We start from the raw sequence: 12,178 nt of genomic DNA on the forward strand, positions 1-12,178 counted from the left end.
TTAAATAATATTTAGCAATAAGAGGCTATTACAATATGTAATGGTGTAAAAAATGGTCGACATTCGAAACTATGAGATGATCTTTCAACAGACCCCGCTTGCCCTGTTGCTGATTGACAGGAACTACCGGAATATTGAAACGAACCCGGAATTCTGCAGGATGGTAGGAGTCTCGCGTGACATAATCCTGTCCATGAAATTAACCGATTTCAAGGACAGGGGCGTAATAAAATATCTCCGGGATTCAGGAGAGTCCTTTGAAAATGCGGTCTCAACAAGGCGCGTTGCCCACGGGCGGTCAACCCTCGAAACCCCGGCCGGAAGGATTGAAGTACTCAGGACAATCGTTCCGCTGTTGGATGCAAAAGGCGATCTCGAGTATGTCTATATTGCCTACAACGATATCACGAAAATTACAAAGACGCAGGAGTACATGTCCCGGGAAGTTGACGAGCTTGCAAAGATCTACTCCATCATGGCAAAGGGAGATCTCACGCCCCGGTACAAACTCACGGACCCGGATACCGATACAAAGGAGAGCTACGAGATACTGGTCAAGTTACGCGACGCGGTCCGGGGCATCATCGTCAGCCTTGAAAATAATATTGCCGACGTCAACAAGCGCATGCAGAACCTGACAACAACGTCCGACAGCGCAACCCGGAGTGTTGATGACGCCTCAAAGAGCGTCAACCAGATTGCAAAGAATGCCGGCCAGGTCTCCGAGAATGCGCAGAAGGCATCCGAGGGGATCGAGCAGATGGCAAAAGCCATGCAGGATATGAGTGCCGCAGTAGAAGAGATCACCTCCAGCATGGAGAGCGTCTCGTCCCAGGCAAACAATGCCAACAGTTCTGCAAAGACCGGTGCGATCCTTGCAGAAAATGTCAACAAGGATATGACCGAGATTACAAACTCGACCAACAACGTGTACGGCATTGTCAAGGATATCGAGAAACAGATGAACGATATCGGCAAGATAATCGTACTTATCCGCGATCTTGCCAGCCAGACCAACCTGCTTGCCCTCAACGCAGCTATCGAAGCGGCCCGGGCCGGCGAACATGGCAGAGGATTTGCCGTCGTTGCTTCCGAGGTCAAATCCCTTGCTCAGGAATCCCGTTCCAGTGCCGAGAAGATCGAGGACATGATAACCCAGCTCAACCTTGCGACCAGGAAGGCAACCGATGCCATGGAGTTATCGAAAACCCTTGTCAGCAAGGGTTTCTCCGAGTCATCGCAGGCGCTCGACGCCTTCAAGACGATCCAGAAGGCAGCAGAGACGGTTGCAAACAGTGCCTCCGAAGTTGCCGCAGCGTCAGAAGAACAGGCAGCAACAACCGAAGAGATCACGGCAAGCGTAGCAGAAGTTGCAAACCTCATCGAGCATACCGCAAAAGAAGCCGGCGATGCGGCTGCAGCAACGGAAGAGTCGGCAGCAGCTATTGACGAGATAGCCCGCATGATCAGCACGGTGAACGAAGTTGCCCTGGGAGCAATGGAAGCAAACCGGAAATTCAAGGTGGAATGAGGCAGGAGGTGTTGCCCATGAGTGCCAAGGCAAACGAACCTGTTGCAACCGCGAAAAACGCTGCTACCGTAAAGAATGATCAGCCGGATTCGATCCAGGTCGTGGAGTTCGTTCTCGGGAACGAACATTTTGCCATCGACCTTTTCGATGTGAAAGAGGTTGTGGAATATACAACCATCACAAAATTGCCAAATGTGCCCTCCTATGTCCGGGGCATCATCGATCTCCGCGGCGAGATTACGATGATCGTTGATCTCAAACACCGGATGAACATCACCGAAGAGAGTTCCAAATCGCTTGAGGCGTCAAGGATCATTGTCCTTGATGATCAGATCGCCACATCCAAGATGGGCATTCTTGTCGATGACGTGACGTCCGTCTCCACGTTCGAAGGAAACCAGGTGGACTACACCTCAGCATCCGTCAACAAGGAAGATACCGCCATCATCGGCATCATCAAGCGCAAGGTGAAGGTAAAAGACAAGGAGAAGAATGAGTTGATCATCTGGATTGACCTCAAGCAGTTGCTCACGGATATTGAATCATAATAGCGGATTGCGCGGAAATTCCCGAGTGCAGGATATCCGGTTGTGTCATAAGAATTGAAATCCCACCTTTTTTCTAGTATGCACCGTGAACAGGTGCATACGAGATAGTGATAGTCACTATCCTGCAGATGTGACTCTCATGTTAAGAGAGAATTCACACGACAGGGTTTTCGCGCCCGGAGTCTCTCCGTTACAGGACATTCAAAAAAGCAGATCTCGATCAGACTATTGGTTTTTACCTGCACGGACACGCCTTTAATCGCATGCAATCGCGAGAACCGGTAATTCCACAAGGAACTGCGTGTTATTCCGGATTATTTTTAAGTTGATCCTGGTACCAGGAATCAACCGTTTCATAGACACCTGTCAATTCCGCCATCCTTACCGCAAGAATGTGCGAACACGGCCTGCCACGGTACAGGAAATCCCCGCAGGTACAGAAATCCTCATCAACAATATAGGAAGCCGTCCTTCCTTCAGCAACAAAAAAGTCACGATATTTTTTGATCTTTTTCGCATCAAGAATCGTGAGGGCCTTTTTTCCCCGTGTACCATACGCAGATTCGATTTCTGATCGCAGGGATTCATCGAGGTTTTTTGTTTTGCCCAGGCGCTCCCAGATATGATCGTCTTTCATGGAATCGTGAGAAGGGCCGGGGGGTCGTCAAGGTACTGCCAGCCTCGCCGCAGCGCCAGACGTTTCATGGCCGGGGCTTCGAGGGAATAATGGGTGGCCTCAATACAGGGCAGGGGCGCGGACCGGGCGGTCGAGTGTTTCATCTCGGCCGAGAGGAATGCATCTGCCCCGGCCCGCTTTGCTTCCTGCATGATCAGGGGATCAAAACCGCTCCCTGCAACAAGGGCAAGCCGTTTTGGGGCTGAAAGGCTGCCCCAGATCCTGATGTTTCCCCCAAGAAGGCGCGAGATCTCCGGAAGAGTGAGCGTACAGGTACCGATCCGGCCAAGTGAGAGGGGCGATACATCCTTCAGCTTGAGAACTTCGGCAAGGGCATCATTGACACCTTCCTCTGCGCGATCGAAATTTGTGTGCATGACGTAGATATTCAGCCGGGCAGACAGGACCTCGCGCATCAGATCGGCCATAGAGCCGGTCATGGCCGTGAGCGGAGTCCAGATCGGCGTATGGTGGACAACGAGCATATCCGCACCGTGGGCAACAGCCTGCTTCACGACACCGGGTGTCGCATCCAGCGCACAACAGACATTCCGGATATCCGGGCTTCCCTCGACGATGAGCCCAATTTTCCCAACATCGAAATCCTCGGCAAGATCGGGCGGGGCAAGCAGCTCCATCTCCTCAATGAAGGTACGCACATCCATACAGGATCATGGTTGTCCGGGGTTAAAATCACATTTATTACCCCCGATAATAGCAATTAGTTTTAATATTCGTAAAAACGTATTTCTGGGTATGCACAAGTCCATTGGACAGATCAATGAGCGCATCCGGGACGGGAGCGCCCGGGTGGTCACGGCCGAGGAAATGCCCGCGATTGTTGCCGAACTTGGCGAGAACGGGGCATTAAAAGAAGTGGATGTTGTTACCACCGGCACGTTTGGCGCCATGTGCTCGTCGGGCGCGTTCCTCAACTTCGGCCATGCCGAACCACCCATCCGTATGGAGAGGATCTGGCTCAATAATGTCGAAGCCTATGGTGGACTTGCAGCCGTTGACACGTTTATCGGAGCCACCCAGCAGTCCGATACCCTTGAAGAGGAATATGGCGGGGCTCATGTAATCGAAGATCTTGTTGCCGGAAAAACAGTGGAACTCCGTGCAAGTTCGCGGGGAACCGACTGCTACCCGCGCCGGACTATCACAACGGACCTTGAGCTCCAGAACCTCAACCAGGCGATCATGTGCAATCCCCGGAACGCGTACCAGCGCTACAACGCTGCCACGAATACCACAGACCGGACCCTTCATACCTACATGGGAATGCTCCTCCCGAACAACGGAAATATCTCATACTCTGGCGCAGGTGTACTCAACCCGATCTCCAATGACCCGAAATTCCGCTTAATCGGAAGTGGCGTACCCATCTTCCTCTGCGGGGCACCGGGAATGGTGGTTGGCGAGGGTACTCAGCATTCCCCGGCAGGAGGCTTTGGGACTCTGATGGTTACCGGGGATCTCAAGCAGATGTCCCAGGAGTACCTTCGGGCCGCAACCATGACCGGCTATGGCGTTACCATGTATGTGGGTCTCGGCATCCCGCTGCCGGTCCTCGATCTCGACGTTGTCCGGGCAACTGCTATCCGGGATGAGGATATCAGTGTCGATATCCTTGATTATGGTGTACCGAGCAGGTCACGCCCGGTCGCAAAGAAGGTCACGTATGCCGAACTGCGTTCCGGATCCGTGGAACTCAATGGAGAGGAGATCAGGACCTCCTCGCTGTCCAGTTACCGCAAGGCACGACAGGTTGCAGCAGAACTCAAACAGTGGGTTGAGAAAGGCACGCTGCAGCTGGCACTCCCCACCCGTGCAATCGACCCGGCAAAACAGGCCCGTCCCATGCACCAGACCGTCAAGGGTCCAAGGGTGCTCGACATCATGGACAGGAGCGTGATTACCATCGGTGAGACCGAAGAGATCCGGACCGCGGCAAAAAAACTTCTCAGGGGAGAGACAAATCACCTCCCCGTGGTTAACGGAAACGGGGTACTGGTCGGCATCATCACCACCTTCGATGTCTCAAAAGCCGTGGCAAACCCCGGAAAAGCTCATCTCGTAAAAGATATCATGAGAACAAAAGTGATAACGACTACGCCGGATGAAGCGGTGGATATAGCAGTCCAGAAACTGGAGCAGAATAACATCAGCGCACTGCCGGTCGTTGACGCACACTATCATGTAATTGCCATTCTCACTGCTATGAATCTGGGCAAACTCTTTGGCGGGAGGTGGCTGAAATGAAACTTCTCGTAACGTTTTCACGGGGCAAAGGCAGGAGACCCATCATAGCCCAGGTTGTCCGCGACACCGGCGTACTTATCAATGTCGAGCGGGCGGTGATCGATTCTTCCGAAGGAGAGGCTCTCATCGATGTCCCGGACGACCAGTGCAAGCTCGTACGGGATTCCATGTCGAATCTTGGCGCACAGGTACGCATTCTCGAACACGGCATAAATCATAACGAGAGCGAGTGTGTGGACTGCGGAGCCTGCATCAGCGTCTGCCCCCGGGAAGTCTTCTCGTTTGATCCCGACTGGAAACTCAATATCGATGAAGAACGGTGTATCCTCTGCGGCAAGTGCACCGATGCGTGTCCCCACCGGGCACTCACACTGCCATTATGATCCGGGTTCCATTCCACTTCCGCGAAACGTTTGCCACGATCCTCGCGGATGACCCGGCCCATATTGCGGCGGCAAAGGAAGGCATCCTTGCAGCCCGGCAGGAACTCGAGGCATACATTGCCCGGGATCCCTTTTTTGCGTCAACCTTCGATCCCTATGAACCGGATTCCGATGTGCTGATCCTGCAAAGGATGGCGGATGCAACCCGGAAGGCCGGTGTCGGCCCGATGGCAGCGGTTGCCGGCGCGATCGCATGGGCCGGCATCGAGGCCATGCAGGATGCAGGTGCGGTTTTCGGCATCATTGATAATGGCGGGGACATCGCCCTCATATCGGATCGGCCGGTCCGGGTAGGCGTGCATGCCGGCAATGCCCCGCTCTCCAACCGGATCGCTTTTGTTATTCCGCCACCAAAAGGAATTCTGGGTATCTGCACTTCATCTGCAACGGTCGGGCCATCCATATCGTTTGGTATTGCCGATGCAGTCACCATCCTCTCACCGGATGTTGCCCTGGCAGATGCGTGGGCAACATCCGTCTGTAATGAGATACGTCAGGACAATCAAACGGTCCTTGACCGGATCAACCCGGCAGAGGTTGACGGCGTTTTTGCGATTCTGGGAGATACTGTTGTTCGGTGGGGCGAACTGCCGCCAATTGCCAGTGCTGTTGTGGACGAGCACCTCATAAGTGCCGGGGACAGGATCTAAAGGCGGACTATTTTCCCGGTCCCGGACAATAACAAACTATATCTCCTGTTTTTCCATAGTTCCATATAGGGGTCATCGGAATGGTGGAAAAACCGGAGGGGCCGAAATTACCCGGCATATCACGGAAGGCTTTTGTATCGTCAGATCCGCAGAGCTTGCCCGATGGAATTCCTGTTGACGTTGATGACCGGACATGGGAGCATTCCGTTGAAAAATCCAGAATACCGGTTGTGGTCATGTTCTACTCGCCCGCGTGTTCGTTCTGCCACCAGATGGATCCCTCTTTCCGGAATTATGCCATGGAGTACAAAGGTGTGGTTCTTTTTGCCCGGCTCAGCACACACACCAGCCCATGGACTGCCGGGAGATATGGCATCAGGAGCACGCCGACCTTCACCTTTTTTTGTAAGGGAAAGCCCGTTCAGGAACTCGTGGGGGCAGTTTATCCGGCATTGCTGAAAAAAATGATCGATGATGTCCTTCTTCACGCCAGGGAATGTGCGGATAATTCGTCCCTGATTGACTATGAAATAACCGGGTATGGGTAGTTACGGTAGTTTTGGCAGATTTGTCATCAGCCCGGGAATTTCCCCTATTCTTTCGGGCGGCTGCACCCGGATTCTATTGCCGCTTTTGCCACTGCCTTTGCAACGGCTTTTGTCACGCCCTTATCCAGGATGTTGGGAAGGATCGCTTCCCGTGTTGGTTTTTTCACAAACCCTGCAATCGCATGGGCAGCTGCAATCTTCATCTCATCGGAGATTCGTGTGGCCCGGGCATCCAGTGCCCCGCGGAATATTCCCGGAAAACCGAGCACATTATTGATCTGGTTGGGAAAATCGCTCCGTCCGGTTCCAACGACTGCAGCACCGGCCCGTAATGCGGCATCCGGCCAGATCTCCGGGACCGGGTTTGCCATGGCAAAAACAACGGCATCCCGGTTCATTGAGCGGACCATATCTTCAGTAACAACACCCGGGGAAGAAACTCCGATAAACACATCAGCACCGACCATTGCATCGGCAAGGGATCCTGCCAGGGCTGGCTTGTTCGTCTCTTCCGCAAGGATAAACTTGTATTTATTCCTGTACAGGCCCTCACGACCACGGAAGATAGTCCCTTGCGTATCGCAGACGATGATCTCGTTGACCATAGTACAGACTTTGGGATCATAACCAATGCATTTGAGAAGCCGGGTTATGGCAAAACCGGCTGCGCCAGCTCCACAGATCACGATGTTGAGATCGGTAAATTTTTTTCCGGTAACCCTGCAGGCATTGAGAAGTGCACCGAGAACAACGACCGCGGTCCCGTGCTGGTCATCGTGCATAACCGGTATACCAAGATCCTGCAGGGCATCTTCCACTTCAAAACATTTTGGTGCAGCAATATCCTCAAGATTAATACCACCAAAGACCGGTGCGATATTTTTCACCTGGTCGGTAAAGTCGGTCTCATAGTTTTCAAAACAGATAGGAAAGGCATCAATGCCGGCAAATTCCTTGAAGAGAATTGCTTTTCCTTCCATGACGGGGATAGCCGCAGATCCACCGATATTTCCCAGACCCAGGACTGCCGATCCATCGGTGACGATTGCAATGGTATTGGCTTTGAGAGTATATTTGTACGCGAGATTTTTATTGAGGGAAATTCTCCGGCAGACTTCGGCAACACCTGGAGTATAGGCAAGGGCAAGATCGTGCCGGTTCCTGAGCGGGACTTTTGAGCGGATCTCCAGTTTCCCGTGATGTCGGGCATGCAGGGCAAGGGCATCCTTGTAAATCTCATTGCTTCCCGGTAAAAAGACCATACATGATCATTCCTCATACGTGAGAGCGCCGCCGCAGGCAATGAAGTTAGTGGTCGGGATATGCCATCCCGGGATCTGCCGGGGGCAGGGAAGTTACATATTAATACATGGATGGACAAAATTATACATTAAGGTATACTATGTGGTCATTCCATACCATGACCACACCCGGATTACCGGTTTCCCCACCTTACACGTGATTACCATGAAGTCAAAAGATATTGCAATAGTCGGAATCCTGCTCGCAATCGGTGCTATCCTCCGTTATTTCCTTGCGATGCTGCACACGCCCCTCACGCCGAATATGATCATCGCATTCTACTGCCTTGCCATTATCCTGATCCGGCCAAAAATCTACGAGGCGATCGGTATCGGTTTTGTAGCAGGCATTCTGTCGATGCTCATCTCCGGTTCGATATTTCCCCCAGCTAACCTCATCAGCGAACCTCTCGGGGCACTGGTGTGTTTTGGTATCTACGGGCTCCTCAAGAACCGGACAAAACTTGCACCCACCGTCACAACGTTCCTCGTGACTCTTGCGAGCGGTTTTTCGTTTGCCGTGCTCGCGCTTGTAGCCGTGGCTCCTAAAATCCTTTCAAAATATGCAACACTGGAAGGATTCATCATCATTTTCGTCCCGATCGTAGTTATCACGGCAATTTTTAACGCCGTCATTGTCCAGATCCTCTACGTACCCTCCAGCAGGGTGCTGTCGAGAGGACAGGAATGATCGAACTCGAACAGGTCAGTTATACCTACCCCCACACGGTTCAGAAAGCCTTAAACCACCTTTCTTTTGATTTACCCAGAGGAAAGTGCGTGCTGGTGACCGGCCCGTCGGGAGCCGGAAAAACTACCCTGTGTCTTGCGTCCGCAGGAATTCTTCACCACGAATATGGCGGAAAGAAAGAGGGGCGGGTTATCCTCAAAGGAACGGATATCAGTACCCTTGCAAGCCTTTCCGAAGTGGCAAAAACAATAGGTATTGTCTTTGACGATGCCGAAGCCCAGATGATCTTTACGACCGTTGAAGAAGAGATTCTCTCTGCACTCGAATACCGGGGGCTGGCGGCAGAGGTTGTAGAGGAGCGCCTTTCGGCCATTATGGAAAAAACGCACCTGACTGAACTGAAAAACCGGTCTCCCCATCATCTCTCGGGGGGTCAGAAACAGCGGGTTGCTCTTGCTGCCACACTTGCACTCGGGAACGATATCCTGATCCTGGACGAACCGACATCGGAACTGGACGAGGCGGCCACAGCACGGATCGTTGAGATCCTGCGCAACCTGAAAAACGAGGGCAAAACCATCCTGCTCGTTGAGCATAAATTTGATCATTTCAGGGACATGGTGGATACCCTTGTTGTCATGGAAAACGGTGCCATCAGCACCATGGGATCGCCCGAAGAAGTCCTCCGGGATGAGCGGATCCATAAGATCGTTTTTGCAGATTTTTCCAAAATCCGGTCCGGCATTCCAAATGAAAATACCGATTCTGCACCGGGCAAAAAACCGGGTGCAACTCCCGTTATTGTTGTTAAGGATCTCGTATATTCCTATGATAAGATCCGCGCCCTGGATACCATCTCCCTCACTATTACGACGGGAGAGTTTGTTGCAGTTGTCGGGGAGAACGGTTCGGGAAAGACAACGCTCGTCAAGCATTTCAACGGGCTCCTCAACCCGGAATCGGGAATGGTAACCATTGCAGGAAAAGATACGAAACTCTCCTCAACTACTGAACTGTCAAAACAGGTAGGGCTTGTTTTCCAGAACCCGGATCACATGTTTTTTGCCGACTCGGTATACGATGAAGTGGCATTCGGGTTAAAGAATCTCGGAATCACGGACGGGGATGCGATCATCCGGTCCGCTCTTGAGGAGGTTCACCTCGGGCATACCGGCACCCTCTATCCCCGCTGGCTCTCCCGCGGCGAGCGGCAGCGCCTTGCCATTGCCTGCGTTATCGCCATGCAGCCACAGATAATTGTCCTGGACGAACCGACAACCGGCCTTGACGGAAATGAGGCACGGCTGGTAATGGAAGTGCTCAAACGACTCCAGAGTAAAGGCCATACGATCGTTATTATTACCCACAACCAGGAGATTGCCGGGAAGTGTGCAGATCGCATTCTCCGGATGGAGGGTGGAAGAATCATTTCCGATACACCCGCTAGGAGCACGTAACATGGCAGAAATTCTTGCGTATGTCCATAAGGAGGGTTTCTTCCACCGCCTCCACCCGTTTACCAAAATTATATTCATCCTGTTGTTTGCCCTGATGTCGATCCTCACAACGAACCTGGCATTCCTTATTGCTCTCGTTATTGTAGTTCTTGGGATCTCATACTGTGCAAACCTGGGGAGTGAAGTTATCCAGCAGTTCAAACTGATTGCTGTCATGAGCATTGTCTTAATCGGAATTACGATCCTGACCATGCCGAGTGGCGATGTTATCGGCCATATTATTCCATCTGCAATACCGTTTATCGGGGGTCTCTTTCCCATCACCACGGGAGCTATCGAGTTCGGCTTCGTGCTCACATTCCGGTTCATGATCCTCATCTGCGTATTCCAGCTCTTTGTGATCTCAACCCAGCCACGGGATATTGTCCAGACCATGGAGCGGCTGAAAATCCCGATAGATTATACGCTCATGTTCTTAATCGCGCTCCGGTTTATTCCCACCCTCCAGATTGAGGGGAAGAGGATACACGAAGCCCAGGTGGCACGAGGGTATAACCCGGGGAACGGACTGATGGGAAAACTCCGCAGCGTTGCCCCGATCGTTATTCCCCTCGTGTCCAATGCACTGGCACGGGCCACGGTTCTCGGACTTACCATCGATATCCGTGGATACCGCACCGGGATAAAAACCCGCATGAGGGAATTTGCGTTCCAGCGCCGGGATTACATGACTGTATGCGCAATCGGCCTCGCCGGTTGCGGGTATGTCCTGCTTCTCGTCCGGCAGCTCCTTTGAGCACAGGTTCAAAGGGAAAATAAGTCATTTTTTGTTTAGTTTTTTTTAGGATACCTGCCCGAAGACATTGTCAGCGCTGAAGTGAATACGCTTGCAGAAAAGAAAATTGAAAGAAAGAAGTTATACGCCCCGGCCGGGACTTGAACCCGGGTCAAAAGATCCGCAATCTTCTAGGATGTCCACTACCCCACCGGGACGCGGGATGACTACCTGCCTTACTTAAAACGTTCTCATCGCATAAATACCTCACCGTTTTTTAGGATCCATCGGGTAAAAACTACGAGGTCTTCGGGAGATCAAGAGAACTTGATCCAAATTTTTTGGGGGATTTGCATTCGACATTTGCAAACGTTACATTCTCATCAAAATTACCAACCGGTTTAACCCAGACACCGATATTGGCAGTAACTTTATTTCCGGAGAATTCAATGAGGAGATCCCCAGGTTTGGTTATTTTAATGGTTTTCGCCAGATACTGACCGTATTCTTTTCCAAAACCATCCTGAAGATAAATTGTTCCGTTCGTCCGGCTCCTTACCGTAATTTCCAGGTATGATGCAGGATTTATCTGTTTATAGGTTACCGACTCTGCCTGGCTTGAATGACCGACCACGATCTTTGTTCCCGTAATATACGATGGATCTTTAATAGTATAGTTGATATACATCGGGGGATTTACGAGTGTAAACTCTTTTGCCGATTTCTTTACCCCCGTTGCAGCATTGAAATTCTCAAGTGAGATAAGGCACACCTGATCCGGATCGGTTACAGGAATCGCCACCAGGGTCGGAATTCCGGATGCAGGGGTCACCCGTGTTGGATAAGGTGTTGCATCTTTGAGATAGGATGCAGTTGTTGTGACAAACGCCGGATTATCAGATGCATTTGAAAATTGTGTTGAGAGATCTCCGGTGACAGATGTCGGAGCAGGGGTCGGGGGAGGAATCTCTTTGGGAGGTGCCACACAACCGGATAGCGTAGCGGATAATAAAAGAAGAGCTACGCATACAGCAGAGACTCTCTGATAATTCATCAGACAGAATAAGGCGCGTTAATGTAATTAAGTGTTTTTCATCGGTATCTGAACAGGTTTTCTCCCCGTTACCGTGAACTGCGCGGGCGGCATCGGATAACCATACAAGAAGACACCATATGCAGGGGCAATCATCCATACGAAACAAGAGGACCTTTGAAAAAGCAAAGGGAAAGATGTTCATCCATAATTTTTTATTGGCCCCATTATTCCAAAGATGCGGGTTTGTTTATAAATAT

General features: G+C 51.6%; 13 protein-coding genes and 1 tRNA gene. 9 read left to right on the top strand and 5 right to left on the bottom strand.

The genetic code is table 11. The annotated features are described in order from the left end of the window. The first annotated feature begins 52 nt into the window (after nucleotides 1-52). Together WC598_RS09075 and WC598_RS09080 are read left to right on the top strand one after the other, a co-directional pair. Nucleotides 53-1,531: a methyl-accepting chemotaxis protein gene (locus WC598_RS09075; protein ID WP_372961173.1), complete on the top strand. Its 1,479-nt coding sequence runs from the start codon at nucleotides 53-55 to the stop codon at nucleotides 1,529-1,531. Between the two features lie 17 nt (nucleotides 1,532-1,548). Continuing rightward, nucleotides 1,549-2,079, top strand: coding sequence for a chemotaxis protein CheW (locus WC598_RS09080; RefSeq protein ID WP_372961174.1), 531 nt, complete (start codon nucleotides 1,549-1,551; stop codon nucleotides 2,077-2,079). A gap of 304 nt (nucleotides 2,080-2,383) precedes the next feature. On the opposite strand, the gene WC598_RS09085 is transcribed toward WC598_RS09080, so the two are convergent. Continuing rightward, nucleotides 2,384-2,716 carry an SWIM zinc finger family protein gene (locus WC598_RS09085; RefSeq protein WP_372961175.1) on the bottom strand — a complete coding sequence of 111 codons (333 nt, stop codon included), beginning with the start codon at nucleotides 2,714-2,716 and terminating at the stop codon, nucleotides 2,384-2,386. After that, nucleotides 2,713-3,420 carry a Nif3-like dinuclear metal center hexameric protein gene (locus WC598_RS09090; protein ID WP_372961176.1) on the bottom strand — a complete coding sequence of 236 codons (708 nt, stop codon included), beginning with the start codon at nucleotides 3,418-3,420 and terminating at the stop codon, nucleotides 2,713-2,715. The genes WC598_RS09085 and WC598_RS09090 overlap by 4 nt, the downstream gene beginning before the upstream one ends. 91 nt (nucleotides 3,421-3,511) lie before the next feature. Between WC598_RS09090 and WC598_RS09095 the strand changes: the two genes are divergently transcribed. From WC598_RS09095 to WC598_RS09110, 4 genes are all read left to right on the top strand, one after another. Then, nucleotides 3,512-5,020 (top strand): homocysteine biosynthesis protein, encoded by a 1,509-nt coding sequence (locus tag WC598_RS09095; protein ID WP_372961177.1) that lies wholly within the window; start codon nucleotides 3,512-3,514, stop codon nucleotides 5,018-5,020. After that, entirely contained in the window at nucleotides 5,017-5,403 is a 387-nt protein-coding gene (locus tag WC598_RS09100) for a 4Fe-4S binding protein (protein WP_372961178.1), read from the top strand. Before WC598_RS09095 ends, WC598_RS09100 begins: the two co-directional genes overlap by 4 nt. Further along, entirely contained in the window at nucleotides 5,400-6,113 is a 714-nt protein-coding gene (locus tag WC598_RS09105) for a UPF0280 family protein (RefSeq protein ID WP_372961179.1), read from the top strand. The genes WC598_RS09100 and WC598_RS09105 overlap by 4 nt, the downstream gene beginning before the upstream one ends. Before the next feature lie 155 nt (nucleotides 6,114-6,268). Beyond that, nucleotides 6,269-6,661 (top strand): thioredoxin family protein, encoded by a 393-nt coding sequence (locus WC598_RS09110; RefSeq protein WP_372961180.1) that lies wholly within the window; start codon nucleotides 6,269-6,271, stop codon nucleotides 6,659-6,661. A gap of 44 nt (nucleotides 6,662-6,705) precedes the next feature. Here the strand turns inward: WC598_RS09110 and WC598_RS09115 are convergent, their stop codons facing one another. Continuing rightward, nucleotides 6,706-7,923: an NADP-dependent malic enzyme gene (locus tag WC598_RS09115; RefSeq protein ID WP_372961181.1), complete on the bottom strand. Its 1,218-nt coding sequence runs from the start codon at nucleotides 7,921-7,923 to the stop codon at nucleotides 6,706-6,708. 205 nt (nucleotides 7,924-8,128) lie between these two features. Here WC598_RS09115 and WC598_RS09120 point away from each other — a divergent pair, with 205 nt between their 5' ends. The 3 genes from WC598_RS09120 to WC598_RS09130 are packed head-to-tail and all read left to right on the top strand — an operon-like array spanning nucleotide 8,129 to nucleotide 10,906. Beyond that, on the top strand, nucleotides 8,129-8,653 hold the full coding sequence (locus WC598_RS09120; protein WP_372961182.1) for a tryptophan transporter: 525 nt from the start codon (nucleotides 8,129-8,131) through the stop codon (nucleotides 8,651-8,653). Continuing rightward, nucleotides 8,650-10,110 (top strand): ABC transporter ATP-binding protein, encoded by a 1,461-nt coding sequence (locus WC598_RS09125; RefSeq protein ID WP_372961183.1) that lies wholly within the window; start codon nucleotides 8,650-8,652, stop codon nucleotides 10,108-10,110. The genes WC598_RS09120 and WC598_RS09125 overlap by 4 nt, the downstream gene beginning before the upstream one ends. Nucleotide 10,111: 1 nt before the next feature. After that, nucleotides 10,112-10,906 carry an energy-coupling factor transporter transmembrane protein EcfT gene (locus WC598_RS09130; protein ID WP_372961184.1) on the top strand — a complete coding sequence of 265 codons (795 nt, stop codon included), beginning with the start codon at nucleotides 10,112-10,114 and terminating at the stop codon, nucleotides 10,904-10,906. A 125-nt stretch (nucleotides 10,907-11,031) separates the two neighbouring features. Here the strand turns inward: WC598_RS09130 and WC598_RS09135 are convergent. Continuing rightward, nucleotides 11,032-11,103 (bottom strand) — tRNA-Arg (locus tag WC598_RS09135). An 80-nt stretch (nucleotides 11,104-11,183) separates the two neighbouring features. Then, a complete protein-coding gene (locus WC598_RS09140; RefSeq protein WP_372961185.1) occupies nucleotides 11,184-11,573 on the bottom strand; it encodes a hypothetical protein in 390 nt (129 codons plus the stop codon). Nucleotides 11,574-12,178: the final 605 nt, after the last annotated feature.

This window comes from Methanoregula sp. (assembly GCF_041645475.1).
Classification (GTDB): domain Archaea; phylum Halobacteriota; class Methanomicrobia; order Methanomicrobiales; family Methanospirillaceae; genus Methanoregula.